The 18,263-nt window shown below is 36.9% G+C and carries 14 protein-coding genes; 8 read left to right on the plus strand and 6 right to left on the minus strand.

The genetic code is table 11. The features are described 5' to 3' along the window. Positions 1–38: 38 nt before the first annotated feature. Complete coding sequence (locus IPJ53_04845; GenBank protein ID MBK7798420.1) at positions 39–2,282, plus strand: hypothetical protein; 2,244 nt, start codon at positions 39–41, stop codon at positions 2,280–2,282. Here the strand turns inward: IPJ53_04845 and IPJ53_04850 are convergent. Next, complete coding sequence (locus IPJ53_04850) at positions 2,240–3,052, minus strand: segregation/condensation protein A (protein MBK7798421.1); 813 nt, start codon at positions 3,050–3,052, stop codon at positions 2,240–2,242. The genes IPJ53_04845 and IPJ53_04850 overlap by 43 nt on opposite strands. Positions 3,053–3,150: 98 nt before the next feature. Here IPJ53_04850 and IPJ53_04855 point away from each other — a divergent pair, with 98 nt between their 5' ends. Continuing rightward, complete coding sequence (locus IPJ53_04855; GenBank protein MBK7798422.1) at positions 3,151–3,858, plus strand: SAM-dependent methyltransferase; 708 nt, start codon at positions 3,151–3,153, stop codon at positions 3,856–3,858. A gap of 314 nt (positions 3,859–4,172) precedes the next feature. On the opposite strand, the gene IPJ53_04860 is transcribed toward IPJ53_04855, so the two are convergent. Next, positions 4,173–5,255, minus strand: coding sequence for a glycosyltransferase family 4 protein (locus IPJ53_04860; GenBank protein ID MBK7798423.1), 1,083 nt, complete (start codon positions 5,253–5,255; stop codon positions 4,173–4,175). 115 nt (positions 5,256–5,370) lie between these two features. Between IPJ53_04860 and nadB the strand changes: the two genes are divergently transcribed. After that, positions 5,371–6,972, plus strand: coding sequence for an L-aspartate oxidase (nadB, locus tag IPJ53_04865; protein MBK7798424.1), 1,602 nt, complete (start codon positions 5,371–5,373; stop codon positions 6,970–6,972). Here nadB and IPJ53_04870 read toward each other — a convergent pair. Together IPJ53_04870 and IPJ53_04875 are read right to left on the minus strand one after the other, a co-directional pair. Beyond that, positions 6,946–7,437: a RecX family transcriptional regulator gene (locus IPJ53_04870; GenBank protein ID MBK7798425.1), complete on the minus strand. Its 492-nt coding sequence runs from the start codon at positions 7,435–7,437 to the stop codon at positions 6,946–6,948. The genes nadB and IPJ53_04870 overlap by 27 nt on opposite strands. Continuing rightward, positions 7,430–8,062, minus strand: a complete 633-nt coding sequence (locus IPJ53_04875) for an HAD family phosphatase (GenBank protein MBK7798426.1) — start codon at positions 8,060–8,062, stop codon at positions 7,430–7,432. The genes IPJ53_04870 and IPJ53_04875 overlap by 8 nt, the downstream gene beginning before the upstream one ends. A 363-nt stretch (positions 8,063–8,425) precedes the next feature. On the opposite strand from IPJ53_04875, the gene IPJ53_04880 reads away from it, so the two are divergent. The 3 genes from IPJ53_04880 to IPJ53_04890 all read left to right on the plus strand — a co-directional run bounded on the left by IPJ53_04880 (position 8,426) and on the right by IPJ53_04890 (position 12,259). Then, complete coding sequence (locus tag IPJ53_04880) at positions 8,426–10,030, plus strand: hypothetical protein (protein ID MBK7798427.1); 1,605 nt, start codon at positions 8,426–8,428, stop codon at positions 10,028–10,030. Beyond that, a complete protein-coding gene (locus tag IPJ53_04885; protein MBK7798428.1) occupies positions 10,020–10,514 on the plus strand; it encodes a hypothetical protein in 495 nt (164 codons plus the stop codon). The genes IPJ53_04880 and IPJ53_04885 overlap by 11 nt, the downstream gene beginning before the upstream one ends. 158 nt (positions 10,515–10,672) lie before the next feature. Beyond that, positions 10,673–12,259, plus strand: coding sequence for a T9SS type A sorting domain-containing protein (locus IPJ53_04890; protein ID MBK7798429.1), 1,587 nt, complete (start codon positions 10,673–10,675; stop codon positions 12,257–12,259). A 94-nt stretch (positions 12,260–12,353) separates the two neighbouring features. On the opposite strand, the gene IPJ53_04895 is transcribed toward IPJ53_04890, so the two are convergent. Then, entirely contained in the window at positions 12,354–13,310 is a 957-nt protein-coding gene (locus IPJ53_04895) for a hypothetical protein (GenBank protein ID MBK7798430.1), read from the minus strand. 571 nt (positions 13,311–13,881) lie between these two features. After that, positions 13,882–14,841, minus strand: coding sequence for a hypothetical protein (locus IPJ53_04900; protein ID MBK7798431.1), 960 nt, complete (start codon positions 14,839–14,841; stop codon positions 13,882–13,884). Between the two features lie 522 nt (positions 14,842–15,363). On the opposite strand from IPJ53_04900, the gene IPJ53_04905 reads away from it, so the two are divergent. Together IPJ53_04905 and IPJ53_04910 are read left to right on the plus strand one after the other, a co-directional pair. After that, a complete protein-coding gene (locus tag IPJ53_04905) occupies positions 15,364–15,858 on the plus strand; it encodes a hypothetical protein (GenBank protein MBK7798432.1) in 495 nt (164 codons plus the stop codon). Between the two features lie 579 nt (positions 15,859–16,437). Beyond that, positions 16,438–18,246, plus strand: coding sequence for a hypothetical protein (locus IPJ53_04910; GenBank protein MBK7798433.1), 1,809 nt, complete (start codon positions 16,438–16,440; stop codon positions 18,244–18,246). Positions 18,247–18,263 lie beyond the last annotated feature (17 nt).

The raw sequence follows: 18,263 nt of genomic DNA on the forward strand, positions 1-18,263 counted from the left end.
GGGAATGGCTTTTTTATTTAGACTATTTTTGAAGCCGGATGCAAGAACAGGACATCAGAATATTTGGAATACGCCACCATGGGGCAGGATCTGCGCGAAGATTGATAAAAGCTCTGGAAGACTATGGACCTGATGCCATTTGTATAGAATTGCCTGCAGAGTCGGAGCATCTTTTTAGCGCTTTGGCCGATGCTGATTTAGAATCTCCCATTGCCTTTTTGTGCTATCAGGTAAACAATGCCAACCGATTTTTCTATTTACCCATGGCCGAATTTTCTCCTGAATTTCAAGCCATTCAATATGGATTAAGAAAAGATATCATCATGCGGGCCATGGATCTTCCAGCCGCCCATGCCTTAATTTCAGAAAACTTTAAATTAAAACCTGAAGCATCTTTAAATCTTCATGAACTGAACATCACCCGCGATCCATTGGGTTATCTGGCAAGACGTCAGGGGTACAAGGATACAGAGCGCTGGTGGAACAGTTACTTTGAACAATGGACAGACCATCATCAGTTGTTTGATGTTATTCAGGAACTTATGACCGAGTTAAGGAAAATAAGTAAGGGACTGGATGATGAAGAGACGCTGATTCGGGAGCAATACATGAGAAAGGTCATCGGAGAGACACTTAATTTAGGTGTGAAAAGAATAGCTGTTGTTTGTGGAGCCTGGCATGGACCAGTTTTAACAATGGATAAAATTCAAAGTAAAAAAGCAGAGAAGATCAAAAAATTAAAAGCAGTACCCATAAAATGTGCATTAATTCCCTGGTCTTACGAACGCCTCATCTTAAATCGAAGTTACAGTGCCGGAATTGAATCACCCGTATGGTCTGAGGCATTGTTCAAAAATCCGGATACAGCCATTGCTTACTGGATGAGTAAAGCGGCTGAGTTATTGCGTCAATATGAATTTAATGTCAGCACAGCCGAAGTAATCGATGCACAAAGGCTTGCAGATCAATTGGCAGGATTGAGGGATTTGCCTTTGCCGGGTATTGACGAATTAATGGATGCAGCTACCACCGTCTTCGGTCAGGGAAGTACCAGCAGATTAGATATCATCAGTCAAAAATTAATTGTTGGGCACAAGACCGGATACGTTCCACTGACTCAGGAGTCTTTACCCCTAGTGCTGGAATTCAAAGAAAAATTGCATAAACTTAAGCTCAATCCATTTTGGGTAGCCAACCCTAAAGAACAACTGGATCTGGACCTCCGTAAGGAAAAGCACCTTGAAATCAGCAGATTCTTATACCAATCTAAACTTCTTGGAGTGAATTGGGCGTACGAAAGAATCGTTGAAAGTAAATCTCTGGGAAATTTTCATGAATACTGGAGTTTCCAATGGTCTCCGGAATCAGAAATGGAATTGATTAAAACTGCCTTGTTGGGAAACAGTATTGAAGATTGCATCAGCGGATTATTATCCCAAAGATTAGACAGTGAACGTGATTTAGGCATACTGGCAAATTCTCTTGAATACAGCCTTAAATCGGGAATCCATTCTTTCTGGCCATTATTGTCAGATAGACTGTTGATGCTGAGCATGGATCAGCAGGATGTTGAAATTTTAGCCAAGCTCGTCAAACCCCTTATCGGTAGTCTTTCGTATGGCAGTATATATCAGATTAACTTGGATATACTCCAGGAACTTTTATCCACTTTAATTACCAAAATTATTTTGCATTTTGGAGAACAGAGCCAGCGGGTGAATGATGAAAAAGCCCAAAAAATGTTAGGCGTATTTATCATGTTGCACAGTTATTTCTACCATGACTCCATTAAGGATAATCTGGAATTGTGGAAAGAAGAATTGCATAAAATGGGATTAAATGAATTTATTCATCCGCTCATAAGTGGTAAATGTTGGTTTACCCTGATTGATGAAAAGTGGGCGGAAGAAAAAGATTATTTATTGCAGTTGGAATATCAATGCAATCATGTGATTGACCCGCAGCACACGGCAAAATGGATTGAAGGATTTTTACACAGCGCCAATGGTTTTTATTTTTTGAAAGATGAAGTTCTGAAGATATTGGATCAATGGTTATGTCAATTGCCGGAAGAGGAATTTAAGTTGGTGTTGCCGTTGTTGCGCAGATCATTTAGCAAGCTGACAGACTCTGAAATAATACGTATTCGAAGTAGAATTTTGAATCCTGTAAAGAATACACAAGATCAAATACTGCAGTTACTTTATGATGAAGAAAGAATGAAAAAAGTGGATCAATATTACTCGTTGATTTCTGAAATATCTTCTTCTTCAGAATCCTGATTTTCAATCACCCGATTTTCATTTATTGGAACATCTTCGTCGAGATTTTCTTCTAACCAGAATTGATTTAGTCCCTCGCCTTTGATGATTTTAAGTTGCTGAAGATTGATCAATTCCAGCATCGCCAGAAAAGTAACAATGGCATGTATTCGGTTTTCGCAAGTCTCAAATACTTCCACAAAATCAATACGGCCTTTGCTTCTCAGGCTGGAAAAAATTCTGTCCTGCTGATCTGAAATCTGATATTCGTAATTAAATATTTTGTGTACAACTGAGGTAGGTTTATTAAACCTTTCCACCACTTTCTGAAAGACTTTTAGCAAATTGAAGAGACTGAGTGTTTCCCATTCTGCATCAACCAGAGCTTTCTGTGAAAGAAGTTCGAATTCCTTTTGAATATTTCCCCGTGGTAATTTAAGTGATTGGTTGTCCTCCATATTGGAGAGTTCAGAAATGACATCCTTTACGGCTTTGTACTCAAGGAGTTTTTGGATCAGTTCAGAACGAGGGTCGATTTCAAGATTGTTTTCATCCAATTCCTTGCGGGGTATCAGCATTTTAGCTTTGATCCTGATCAAAGTTGCCGCCACCAAGATGAATTCGCTTGCCAGATCAAGGTTTAGGGTCTGGCACTGGCGGATGAATTCCAGGAAATCTTCGGTGATCTTGGCAATCGGAATGTCGTGAATGTCGAGCTCATCCCTTTCAATAAAAAACAGCAATAGGTCAAAAGGACCTTCAAACTGCTCTAATTTAATGGTATAGCTCATCTTTTTCAGAATTGGACTGCGAAGATAGTCAATCCCGTAAAACCCTTGGTGGAAATGGGACAACTATGTCATAGCTTTGCAACAACAAATTCATTATTATGCAAAAAGCCAGTCTCCACTTAATTCCGTTTCCACTGACAGGTGCCCCCATAAGCCAAATGTCCATAGAGGCGATGGAAGCAGCCAGGTTATTAGATTGTTTTTTGGCTGAACGCGGCAAGACTGCAAGACATTTTATCAAAGCCCTGTCGCATCCTTTGCCACAGTCAGCCATAGAGGTGGTAGAAATTGGTGAGAACCTGGTAGATAATTTCAACTGGCTTCTTGGTAAGATCAATTCCGGTCACTCTGTTGGACTGGTGTCAGAAGCAGGAATGCCCTGCATTGCAGACCCGGGTGCAGAATTGGTAAAATTTGCTCACAAGCACGGAATCAGGGTGGTTCCACACGCAGGACCCAACAGCATGATGATGGCATTGATGGCTTCCGGATTTTCGGGGCAGCAGTATCAATTCCATGGGTATCTTCCGGCTAAGAAAGAGTTGTTGAGGGAAAGTCTGATCAAATTAGGGCAAACTGCCCTTAATTCACCCATCAGTCATATATTTATGGAAACACCCTACCGCAATAAACAAATGTTTCAGATCGCTTTTTCTGTTTTGCCACAGAGCCTTGACCTTAGTATTGCAACAGGTTTGGGTAGTTCTGATGAAATAATAAAAACCATGAATGTCAAATTGTGGAAGACAGAAAATCTCGATGCATTTACTGACAAGCCATCCATTTTTATTTTGTCAAAGCCGTAAAGCTTATTACTTAAACAGGAGTGGGGTAAGAGATTTTTGTTTTGGAATAAACTATAAAATTTGACTGCAAAATAATTTCAAAAAGTTTTAAATATTCGTCAGACATTTTTGAGTTTAAATATCTTTTAAAGAATCAATGATCAAGAAGTTAGTATTCGTCAAATAATACATAAATATCCAGTGATCTATTATGAAGTCAATTTTTACATTGCAGCCATAATTAAAAGTCATTTTACAGGATGTATTGATTAATTTTTAGAGAAGAGATTATACAAGCCATCCGTATTTTCAAAACCGACTTACTAATTCTAATTTCAACTCATTGATATTTTCAATATCTTTTCAAAAACAGATTGAGCGGTTTGTGACCAGGAGAATTTTTGACGGTGGATACGACCTAAGTTGAGGCGTTCACTGTGATCTTTTTCATTGTATAATTTCATGATCGCCTGTCCAATGGATTGGGGATCATCCGGTTCAAAAAGTAATCCTCCGGGACCTGCCACCTCCGGTAAGGAGAATCTGTTGGACACCAGCACAGGCACATCACAATTTAAAGCTTCCAATACAGGAACTCCAAATCCTTCCAGATAGGAAGGAGCAACACAAGCCCATGCAGCACTGGTTACCCGCACAAGCTCTTCTTTGTCCAGATAGGGTAGAAAAATAATGTCAGACTGATGTTTTGCATTCTTATAGGCATCATCAATTTCTTCCGTCAACCATGCCTTGCGACCCACCAGAATCAATTTGTAATCAGAGGAGGTCTGGTCTTTAAACCAATCAAAACCTTTAATAAGATGATGCACATTTTTACGTGGATGCATGGCCCCCACAAAAAGCAGGTAAGGTTTCCCTTCACTGTATTGTAACCGGATATTATTAATTTGTGCTTGCGAAGCAGGTTTGAATTCCTCTCTGCATCCATTGTAGGCAATGGATATTTTTGTTGGAGAAGTCTTGTACTGTTTTATAATATCTTGCTTGGTTGCTTCAGAAACAGCAAATACATGCCTGGCTTTGGCGATGTATCGCGGAACAAAAATTTTATAATACCATCTCACCAGAAAAGGTACTTGCCTGGGATAATGGCAGAACGCCAGATCGTGTGTGATCATTAATTGTGGAACGGTAAGACGTAGACTGCAATAACCATCCGGACTCAAAAAAATATCCGGTTTTATTTTTCTCATTAAATTGGGAAGGGAAATTTCAAACCAGATCCACCAGAGTATGGGATGCCTGGCAGGAGGGTTTATAATATGAGCCTGCACATTTTTATTAAAAATAAATTCAGGTGCAAAAGGTCTGTCAAAAATCAAATGGAACTCATGTTCAGGATGCTGCGCCACCATACAGCGGATCAGCTCGTGACTGTACCAGCCAATCCCTTCCATTTTACCCTTGATTAAAAACCTGGCGTTTATTGCGATCCTCATTGATTTTTTGAAGCCTTTGCAGGCTTGGATTTAATTGTTTGTACCTTTACCGGAAGTAGTAAAGATAGTAAGTGTGTATAAATCTGACGTACTGATCATAGGAACCGGAATTGCCGGACTTTCCACAGCGATTCAAATTGCCAGGAAAAGACCGGATATCTCCATCTCCCTGGTGTCTAAAACCAATAAGGAGGAGTGCAATACACGGTATGCCCAGGGTGGGATAGCAGCTGTTTGGGATTTGAAGGAAGACGATGTTCAAAAGCACATTGCTGATACCCTGGATGCCGGCGATGGACTGTGTGATGAAAAAATTGTAAGTATTGTAGTCAAGGAAGGACCACAAAGGGTGCAGGAATTGATTGATTGGGGAACGAGATTTGACAAGATCAACACAGAACAATATGATCTGGCCATGGAAGGTGGTCATTCAGAAAAGAGAATCCTCCATTACAGGGATTTAACAGGAGCCGAAATAGAAAGAGCCTTGATAGAAAAAGCCTCTTCCTATTCCAATATCCGTTTTCTGGAACATTATTATGCCATCGATGTACTCACGCAACATCATTTGGGTTACAATGTAACCAGGGTAATGGAAAATATAAATTGCTATGGCGCCTATTTGTTGAATTTGCAAAATTTGGAAGTGGAAACTCACCTGGCTAAAATTACCGTTTTGGCAACCGGCGGTGCAGGACAGATCTATAAATCTACCACGAATCCGATCATTGCCACCGGCGACGGAATTGCGATGATGTACAGGGCAAAAGGCCATGTGGAAAATATGGAATTTGTTCAATTTCACCCTACATCTCTATATAATCCGACCGGAGAAAATCCCTCTTTCCTCATTTCAGAGGCCGTAAGAGGTTTTGGGGGTATTTTGAAAACTAGAGATGGTAAAGAGTTCATGCACAAGTACGATGAGCGCTTGTCCCTGGCTCCAAGAGATATTGTAGCAAGAGCCATCGACTCTGAGATGAAAGCGAGTGGCGATGAATATGTCTGTCTCGATTGCAGACATCTTGATGAAGCAGCTTTTGTTGCACATTTTCCTACCATCCATCACAAGTGTGTTTCTCTGGGGATTGATCCAATGAAACAGATGATTCCGGTGGTCCCGGCCTGTCACTATATGTGTGGAGGAATAAAGGTGGATGAATTTGGACAAAGTACCATCCATAATTTATTTGCATGCGGAGAATGTACTTCAACAGGTTTGCACGGAGCGAACAGGCTTGCTTCCAATTCATTGCTGGAGGGGGCTGTATTTGGTTATCGAATTGCCTCTACGCTGGTAGATAAAATAGACCAGATTGATTTCAATGTTCAGATTCCTGAATGGGATGCTCATGGAACCGTGTTGCCGAAAGAAATGGTATTGATCACACAAAGTATCAAGGAATTGAAGGACCTGATGTCTTATTACGTTGGCATCGTTCGGTCTAACGTGAGGTTAAAGCGTTCTCTGGATCGCTTGCATCTGTTGTATCAGGAGACAGAAGATTTATACCACAACACCGTTCTGTCGCCACAATTGTGCGAACTGCGTAATTTGATCACCATTGGATACCTGGTAGCCAGATCAGCCAGCATGCGTAAGGAAAGCAGAGGATTGCACTTTACCACCGATTACATGGATCAGCATTCATTCATCCAATCCAGCGTCCTGTAATTTTAATTGGTTGAACACTTCCATGACCAAAGGATGTTCATAGCCTTTTTGCATCAAGTGTTGAGTGGTTTTGTGAGACCGAACAGGTTCAGATTCTTTGTGCAACAAAGCATATTTTTTTTTGAGTAAAACCTTGATTTTATCAAGATAATCGGCATCGTCAATTTCGTCAAATGCCATTGAGATCAGTTTATCTGTGATGCCATTTTGTTTCAGACTTTGCCTTATTTTAACTTTACCCCAGGAATTGATTTTAAATTTACCTCTGACGATGCTGCGGGCATATCTTTCTTCATTGATAAAATCATCACGCATGAGATCCAGCAGAATTTCATCGCGCCATTCTGCATCAATTTTTAGCGAAAACATTTTATCTAAAACTTCTTTGTGGCATCTTTCCTGGTAGCTGCAAAAGTGCTTCATTTTTTCCAGGAGTATTTCTTTGGTGGAATATATTTTAGACATGTGCTTCCGCCAGTACTTTATCAAAAATGTAAGCAATGTCCTCCTCCGGATTGTGATGATAGGAAGGGATTCCTATTGATCTGGCAGCTTCCACATTTTCTATTTTGTCATCAATAAACAGGCAATCTGCATGATTGAGACCCGTTCTCTGAAGAACCTCCAGGTAGATGCGGGTTTCAGGCTTTCGCATGTGGAGTTCGTGAGAAAAGTAAACTGCATCAAAATAGTATTCGAAGTCAATGACTTTATTCTCCAGTTCGATTTTCTTTCTCACTTTCCGGAGATGGGTGATGTTGGTATTGCTGAGCAAGTATAATTTGTATTCCTTACGCAATGATTTTAAAAACTCAAAACGATGTGGAGGAAAATCCAACAACATTGCGTTCCATATTTTTACATATTCTGCACCATCGTGCACGTGATAGGACCTTCTCTGAAGTCTATTGAAAAAACTGTCTTCCGAAATATCTCCCCGTTCAAAAGGATGGAAGACCATCTCAAAAATATCTGTGGTGAGCGAAGGATCCATAATCGCCTTGAAACCCTCCCAGCTTAAATCCTCGTTAAGATTAAGCAGCACATTGCCAAAATCGAAAATTAAAGCTTTTGGTTTGGTCGGAATCATGGGATTTTATTTAATAAACATAGCTATTTCAAAGCAAAGGTAAGGTGTTTTGTTTGACCGGAAAGTCAATTCTTTTGAAATTTCAGGCAAATAGTACTTATTGAAATCGAGGAATTGTGTCGGAATAAATAAATTTTAAATAATCAAGCTTATACCATGGAAAGTGCAAATCAAGTTAACGGCTTTATGAGAGCGTACCAAAAATTGATTTTTTTTTACATTTTGTAATTGTTTTGTATATTGCAATTGTTTGATAATTTTGATTCGTATCATTCGCGTGTGATATATTGCCAATTTATTTGGCTATTTTAGGAATTGCCCATACTTACCGGTCTATTTTTTGTTGTGCTAAACTCACTTTATATGACCCGAAAAGTTGTATCATATTTTTTCATTTTATCCCTCGTAATTTTCTGTTTGCAGGCTTGTGTAAGGTATTATTATTTCCGTGGGAACTACCAAACAGTCAATGAATTGATACATAACACCAAGAAGCTTAATCCAAAGCCTTATTTGAAAGCACATCTCAAAAGTGGCGATGTATGTATCCTCTGGGATCAATGGAAGATTGATACATTGACAAATACATTAAGTGGTAACGGGAAACTTTATGATTTTAATCGAGCTCAGATTGATTCGGGTGCCTTGACTATTTCAATTGACAAAGTGACCATATTTGAGACCAATACTAAATTGTTAAACCCTGAGGAAAACAGAATAATGGCATTGTCTATCCTGGCAGGAGTAGATGTCATTATTGGATTACTCTGTCTCACAAACCCAAAAGCCTGTTTTGGATCCTGTCCAACTTTTTATTTGAATGATAAAGACAATTTTCATTTTTCGGATGCTGAAGGATTTTCCAATGCAATTGCACCCTCGCTTGAGTATTCCGACATAGATGCTTTGGGTAGAAAGCCCAATATTACAGATACATTTTCAATCACTATGAAAAATGAAGCATTGGAAACCCATTGCGTCAGGAATGTATCGATAATGGTTTATCCACTCGAAGGAGAGGAGAGGGTTTTCCAAAGTCCGGCAAATGACTTTTTTCTTTGTAATAAATTTTACGGTTTGTCTGGCGCCTCAGGTTTTGAGGGTGATATCACCCCACTTCTGAAAGATCAGGACAAAATTGAACGTTATTCAGCTTCTGATGAGAAAAACCTGACCAACAAGGAAGAAATATTTTTAAATTTTGATCAGTTGGATTCAAAACAAGAGTTAGGACTTATACTCCACTTCAGGCAAACACTTATGACAACTTATTTTATTTACAATGCCATAAGCTACATGGGCGATGAAGTAAGTGACATTTTTGCAAAAATTGAAAATGACAATGAAACAAAAAATAAGTTAGATCAAGGTCTAAAAAAGGAATTGGGTAATATTGAATTATATACCATGGATGAGGAAACTAAAAAGTGGGTTCACCAATCAGGTTTTTATGAGACCGGACCAGTAGCCATTAATAAACAAATGATTCCATTAAATGTAAAATCAGGTATTAAAAAGCTTAGAATTAAAATAGTGCTGAATAAGGGATTATGGAGAGTGGATTATGCAGCATTGGCAGGAATTAAAAAGAAGGTATCACTTATGGAAATCTCACCTGTAAGTATAATGAATAAAGGTGTGTTGGACCATCAAGCACATGAAGAAATTATTAATCCGGATAAATTTCTGATTTCTATGCCCGGGAGTGCCTACAAGATAAATTTTAAGTTACCTGCTGTTGCCAATGATTTTGAATTTTTCTTGTACTCAAAAGGATATTATTTGGAATGGATGAGGCAAGATTGGATTAAAGATAAGGATTTGTTGAAACTGAAACAAATGATTTATGAACCGAGAAAATATTTGAAAGATCAAGCGATTCCTTATAAAGAGTATGAAAGAAATATGGAACAGCAATTTTGGAATTCAAAGATTGACACCAAAACGTTTTCTTACTATGAAAAATGATTTTATTTTATTTGCCTTGTTGTTTACCATACTTCAAAGTTGTACTACGGTTAGTTATTTGCCACATTATAGTGAAATCGGCACCCATCCTCGTGGTTCATACATAAAGGTTACTAATGTAGATTTAGCTATTATTCAGGGGGAGTTGATTGCAATAGATGAAAACAGAATGGTTGTTTTTAATGATGAATTAAAAAAGTGCGTATCAATCCCAAATGAAACGGTTAAAAAATTCAATCTACGTTATGCAAAACCAAAGAATTATGGTTGGAGCCTCCTTGTATTTCCCCTGCTTTCTTTATCACATGGATTTTACGCAATAGTTACCATGCCAATAAATCTCATTGTGGCAATATCAGTTACTGCGGCAGGTCATTCAGCTTACACCTATACTCAAAAAAATTTAACCTATAAAAATTTGAGAATGTTTGCTAGATTTCCACAGGGGATTCCCCCTGAAATTGACATTACCAAAATTAGATAAAATTAATATTTATGGGAGATTGTTTTTTAAATTGTTTATAAAATTTTAAACTAACTTTCGACAGGTACGGATTATTTAGTTAAATTTTATTTGTGAAATATAGTCTTTTTTTTAAGGATAAGTTTGTTGGATAATTGACATAAATAGAAGTACAATCTATGAAGAAGCTATTTATTTTGTTTTTCTTTATTAGCATTTTGTCATCCGATGTAGTTGCTCAGAGGCGATATTTGGATCCACTTTTCAAGGTTCAATGTATTGAAGATGTTATCTACGGAGAAAATATTTCAATTAATGATACCTTGCCTTTTAGAGAAGCTCTACTCTTAGATTTATATTTACCAATTGGAGATAGTCAAGCTAAAAGACCTTTAGTCCTAATTACCCATACAGGAAATTTTCTTCCTCTTTTCTTTTCAGGCTTTCCTGTTGGATCTAAAAAAGATTCGAGTGTAGTGGCTACAGCACAATATCTGGCAGCAAGAGGGTTCGTCGCAGCAGTTTATACCTTTAGGCAGGTTTGGGCGTTTGCCAGTGTCGATGAATACTTTAGAAATGGATCTTTTGTCAGAGCGGTTTATCGGGGAATCCAGGATACCAGGACATGTATTCGTTATTTTAAAAGATCAGCCATTGATCAAAACAATTTATTTGGTATAGACACTGGAAAAATTTGTGTTTGGGGAATGGGGACAGGTGGTTATCTCGCCCTTGGGGCAGCAAGCCTAAATGATGTTTCAGAAATATTGACAGATAATTTTACAGATCCAAATACCTTGATTCATTATATTGATACCAGTGTTATCGGAAATATATATGGAACAAATCTGGCAACAGAGAGTATTCCTAATCACCCGGAATATTCTTCGAACTTTCAACTGGCAGTGAGTGTTGGAGGAGCGATTCTTGATTCTAGTTGGTTAGATGGAGAAGAAATTGAACCACTTTATACCGGAGTGCATTGCACCAGTGCTTACGTGACTCCTTACCACAATGGATATCATAGGACACCTCATCCTAATTGGGTAAATGCCAGTGTTTCAGGGACCAGGAAGGCAATAGAACTTGCAAACCAATTGAATAAGAATGATGCATTCAAAGTTTTGACAGTTGAAGATGATCAATTGAAATTATTGATTGAAAATCAGAAATCCAGAAAGATTACCTTGATAATCAATAACCAAAAGCTCAATATGGGAACAGATAATTTTTATGGTTTTGATGTGCCCATTATTTATCAAGGTAGACCTTATGTGCAGGAATTTCCATGGGATTGGTGGTCTTATGATACTTTAGTTGAGGTAGTTAAAAGAATTAATCAATTAGATTCTTCAAATTTTGATGCAGATTACCTACATCGAAATGGATTAGGTACTAATCCTGATATGTCAGCAGAAAAGGGAAGGCGGTACCTTGATACAATTAATGCGCTCGTTATTCCCAGGCTATGTATTGCGCTAAACCTGGGATGTTTTTCAACGGGGCTGAAGAGTGAGAAATACACCAAACATGAGCTGAAGGTTTACCCCAACCCAATCACAGACCAAATGATTTTAGAGATAGATCCCGCCGTCAAAATTGAATTGGTTCAAGTATTTCGTTTAGACGGCAGGTTGGTTTTTTCTAAAATCTTGAATCAACCAGGCGATGTTACCGTTTCAAATTTATGCTTACCTCCCGGTTTATATTTGATTAGAGCCAATTCAGAAAATAAAATATTTTCTTCAAGAATTATTATTAGGTGATAGTTTTTTCCTGAGGTAATTTTGAAATGCTTACCAGGTGTTTGCTTTTATTCAAGAAAGCAAGTAAGGAGTGTCGTTAAGAATGATTTAGCAATTATGGCATTTTTAGATTCTTATCAGGATTTTGTTCCGATTTTACTTCTGTCCATTTCCACTTTGAAGTAAATGGATCTGAAATTATCCTATTCTTATTCTCATTTGCATAAACAACATTCAAGAATACGCCTGAAATTCCAAAGATTAAACCTAAAAAAAACATGCAACCAAATGGGGGTGGTGCATCAGAAGGTCCGATTGGAAAATCTGGAGAACCGAAAAATAAGTAAAGCATAAATATTGCTGCAAAAGGTACTATAAACAATATTCCTATTACATACAAAAAAATATAAAGAAATTGTAATATTTCATTCTTATCACCTAATTCAAGCCTTAAAATATCTTGTTTGTATAGCGCAAATATTTTCTTAGTAGTTCTGTTTTCAAGATATAAGCTATCCTCTGTGATTTCATATAATTGGTAATTTATATATTCTTTATATCGAGGTTTATTTTTCAAAAGAACTGTTACAACTTGACCTTTTGGTATTATTTTTTTTGTTGTACTATCTTTATTAAGTACTTCCCATATTTTTACAGTAGAAGAAAAATTATTTGTTCGAAAAGAGTGTGACTTATTTAATTTATCTAATTTGTTAAAAGATTTATTTGACTGGTTTATGCTATAATTTGTTTGATTTAAGAGTATTTTAATTAATGTATCTTCTTTGTTGATTGAGCTGTTTGACTGGATGATGATTTGTCGTATTGCGTTAATGTGGAGTACCCTTTTTAAGACAGAATCTTTGACACATAATTGATAATAAATATATTCCCCTTTTCTTATGATAGATTGTGCAATAATTTTTCGGTCATTTCTTAAAATAATGGTATCGCAATCCATAGGAGCGTATGTGCCCTTACTTCTGGATTTGAACATCTCAGGACGATTTATTAGAATTGCAAGATCAGAATCATTACCTCTATTCGAAGAAATTGGGAATTCATTAGCCATCAGGGAGATGGCTGAATTAGTAAGGTAAACTAGAATGCTCAGCCAAAAGGACAGGTTGTCAGAGTACTTCATAATTGCAATTATTTATTTTGGAGGTAAATAGAAAAATCAATTTTTATAAATCCATTTTCGCCTTTAATCTATTTTGATTCAATTTAGGTTCTAAAATAGGATAAATTGTTAACTTCGAGCTGATTATTTAAAGAAAATATAGATGTGACAATAGGACTCATCACCTTTCATTTTAATAAATTGGCTCCCCACTAAGAGGAAATATTTACATCGTTGAATGGTATTTTGGAACATAGATTGATTTACATTCTTGAAATGAAGGGCAACAATCAAGCAGCGATAATAAATCCTTTTTGAATGGTATTTTATAAAATAATCCGCTATTTACAGGAATTTATTCTTTAGGTAAACTGTATGAATTTATGCAGTTTTAGAATAACAAAGCTTTTTGTTTTTGGAATTGGATTATCAAAATTATCATGGAACTACAGTTGTGTTTTTCATTCAACCAAAACGCAAAAATAAGAGTATTAATGAGCCGGGTAGTGCAGGAATAATACTATTGAAAATCGAGTTTGCCAAACCTAATGGCAATCATAAAGCCACCAAAGCTATTGTATTTGTTTATATTGGAAAAGAACAAAAAATTTGCGCTAATGTGTCTGTTAGTTCCAAAAAGAATTTCCAGTTCAAGAGGGATTCCAATCGAATTTTGTATTTTTCTTTCGTAGGAAGATGTGCCAAAAAATCCTCCGGATCTACTGATAAAATTTCCTCTGGTGGTGGATCCTGTGAAAGCCAATCCGGTAGAAAAAGTTACCAGTACATTATTAGAAGGAATTCCTCTGCCATAGAGTAGGGCTAGATCCATTGCACCTTCCAACGGATCTTTTGTTTTGAATGGAAAATCAAATTCTTTCACATAAAAGTTTCTAATTGAGAAAACATTATGATGGTAGATATAGCTTATCCCTATTCCAAAAGAGAATAGTACATTTGACCTAAAGTAGGCAGGCCCTAATCCAAATTTGTAAAAAAGTCTGGAACTTGAATCTTTTTTATCTTCTTTCTGTTCGACAGATTCGGTAATGGAATTATCCTCTTGAACCTTTGAATTCAGATCAGCATAATCAATGAAATTGTACAATGTATCTTTCGAAATGGATTTTAACAACTTAGATTCATCTACAGTATTTGGCGGATATTTCATCGCAGTGAGTTGTCTATGAATTGACTCTAAGAGACTATCAGTTAAGAAAACATCATCAAACTCACCTTTTGTTTTGCTTTTAATTTTTAAGAAGATCTGTAAGTCCGGTTTTTTAATAATCAGTGCGTATAAAATTTGATCAGCAGACACATACTTCATGCAGTCGCAGGCTCTGAATTCAATGGAATCAATCACACATCCTATCTGTTCACTAATCCTTATAATTGAGGTTTTGCGGGCTGTTTGTGCATGGAGATTTAAAGAAAATAGAGTTAAACATGTTAATACCCCACATAGTGAATAGCGCATTTATTGGAATTTTTGTTTTAAATTTAATTTTTCCTAAACTAAGGTAGTAATATTTAATTGTAGAATCCTTATTCTTTATGAATAATTTACAGCATTTATTTAAATGGCTTAGATCATTTATGAATTTGAGTAATTTTCCATCACCATTTTAATAACATTGTCTTTGAGGTAATTCTAAAATTTGAAATCATGGATATATTCTACAACTTGCAATTATTTATCAATTTGCTGAAAATATAGCTAAATATTCAGGACTTATCTATCCTGTACACTGTATTTTGTTTAAGACACCCTTCGTGTTCTGTTGATTTCTTTTAAAGAAAAATATTTCGCACATGTGTATCGATTATTCCAATTGTTTTTTCTAATTTTGTTTTATGTTCAAATTTGGTTTCCGGTTATCAAGTATCTTGATAATTTGATTTTTGGGTAGTTTTTATTTTATTCTCAAAATTTTTTATGCGGACAAAAAGGCGGTTTATTATTCGGGCGCTATTGTTTTTATGTTCTTATTTAACTTTAATGAGTGGGTATTCACAGAGTCAAAACAAGTTCTTTTTTAAGAATCGAATTACTGGCAAAACTCAAAAAATAAGTAGGGGAGATTATCTGAAAATTTATGCAAAAAATACCAATAATAAGTCTTTTTCAATTACAGGAAGGTTAAGAACTATTGATGCTGAACTTATTTACCTTGAATCCGAAAAGTCTGTTCCGCTGAAGGAAATCATAAAGATTAAGCACATGAGTTCTGGTAACCTCCGCGGAGCAATTTTTGTTACCATCATATTGTCGCTGTTGTTTACTTTATTGATTTTATTGATTTCAATAGGATTGAATTTTGGTTCAGATCAAAGATCAGGGTCAAGTGATTTTGAAAAAACAGCAAGTTGGTTGGTATGGCTTTTTTTACCTGTCGGGATATATGCACTAAGAGTATTAGCCTTCTCTGCAAATTATAAGGTTATGGATCATTTTCAGTCTGATTGGACTATGATATTTGATATAATCCCTTAGAAATATCATTAATGTCCAATATTTTTTAGATAAAAGTTACGCTTGATATGTCTAAGAAAATTCCTTTTTTTATAAGTTTTCCAAATTTATCCGTAACAATATAACTATCAGCTGTCCCACCTGATATTGCAGCACATTTTAAATGGTATCCGTTTGTATTAATGTTGCCATGTGTAGAGATTGCTATAGCCTAACCAGAGACATCGCCCGCTGCCTGTCTGTAAATATCTGCGCAAATTTGAACACATACGTTTTGCTTGAAGTAATAGATAAATGGTTGATGGATTCCCTTTGGTCTTAGCCTTTGACGACAAGAAGGTTAAGTTTTTTGTAGAATATACGGTTCCAAGAAGTACCCTCCCTCCCTTGAGTTGGTAGTCTTTGTGACAGTACTCTCGGTTGAACTGATCATCATAAGTTTATCTTATCGGCTTTGCAATTGGTCTGGATCCGGATTCTGTTTGTAACGCAAAATGGCGGTTTCGTAACAAAATTAACCGATTTCCTAGCGGGATTTATGTCAATATTTTAGATTTGCCGTAAAGATTTGTTCAGCTATTTTTAAATTATGATAAAGACATGAAGAAAGCATTCCTTGCCCTGCTCTTACTGTTGTATGTCACCGGTGTATCGTTTGGCCAGATTAATTCTTTGGAAGATGTAGACAAATGGAATAAGTCTGGTTTGAAAAATACCTTAAAGAGCTTTTTGTCGGATTTTTATTCCTTCGGTGAACCTTTTCAGATGGGTGGAGGAGTAACATTAAATTTGAGATCCTACCAGAGTAACGGCGCCGCTTTAAGACAGGACCCATTCTTCTATACCTTGGGAGCGAATCTGAATTTTAAGATCTATCAGATTGATCTTCCATTTTCCATGGTGATGACTGCAAAGAATACCGAAAAATCCTATCCGAGCTTTTCAGATATGATCAATTCCTTAAAGGATCAGGCCAAATCCAAAGTAAATGGTTTTGCAAGGTTTGGTATCAGCCCTCATTACAAATGGGCAAAATTGCACCTGGGTCACAGGTCCATGAATTTCTCGAAATATACCCTAAGTAATCTGAATTTTTTTGGTGCGGGTTTTGAGCTTACACCTGATAAGTTTCGCATCAGCGCCATGTATGGCCGTCTTGCTAAGGCTGAGCCGATCAATCTTTCATTGGCGACTCCTAATCTTCCCATATATAAAAGAATTGGTTGGAGCTCTAAAATAGGATATGGAGATGACAAGGCCTCGGCGGACCTGATTATATTGAGTGCAAAAGATGATGAAAATTCAATCTTGATTCCTGGAAACTATTCCAAACAAGTCAGTCCTGAGGCCAATTTTGCTATGGGCGTTCAATTGCAAAAATTATTCTTTGATAAAGTCAGGGTAAAGTTGGATTACACGCGAAGCGGAACGTCGCCCAACGTGTTGGATGCTGAAGCAGGAGATGGAAGTATCACCAATTTTCTATTAAAGAAAAGGAATACCACTTACTACGGAAATGCAATGGAAGGGTCGGTCGGATTTGAAGGAAAAAAATTGAATGCCGGATTCATGATGAATAGGGTGGACAATCAGTTTAGGACGTTTGGGGCATACTTTTTTAACCGGGATATATTGGATTTGCAGGGCTTTGCCAATTTTGGACTTTTTCAGAATAAACTGAATTCAGCTGTTAAAGTGGGTATCCAATCGAATAATCTTGACGATACCAAACCGGCTACCACTAAAAGACTGATCTACGATGTTCAAACCGGCTGGTCTGATAAAGATTTCAACGTTCAGATGAATTACAGCAATAATTCCTCTGATGTAAGTTACATTTTAAACCAACAGCTGGACTCACTGAATGCTGTTGTCGTGACTCAGGATATGGGGGCAAGTATAAATTATGTACTTCCATTAAAAGGAGAAAACAAGCATTCTGTTAGTTTGACAGGAAATATACAAGATGTCAGCGATGATATTGAGAAGCCGAATCGTGTCTCGGTTTCAAAACTCTATATGGCCAACGCAGGCTACGTCCTGAGTACCCAATCCAAGTGGACTTTTTCGACCAGATTGAACTATACCGTCAATGAGATTTCAAGCACAGAGTTAAACCGCCTGGGTATGGGCCTTACCATTCAAAAGACCATTTTAAAAGGTAAAGTTAATTTGGGACTTACGGGCAATTATTTCAAAAATTCCAACGCCGCAGGCTTAAAGTCCTCCAACACCACCGGACAGTTTACCCTCGGAACAAGCCTCTTCAAAGGAATGTCAATACAGTTGTCCTGGGGCTTATTGCGTACGGTTTCAGATTCCTCACCAACATTCACTGAGAGCATCGGCAATTTGGGAATGCAATATTCTTTTAATTATAAGCCTAAAGGCAAAAAAGATAAATTTTAATTTGATTGGCTGAATTC

Source organism: Candidatus Vicinibacter affinis, from assembly GCA_016714365.1.
Taxonomy (GTDB): Bacteria; Bacteroidota; Bacteroidia; order Chitinophagales; family Saprospiraceae; genus Vicinibacter; species Vicinibacter affinis.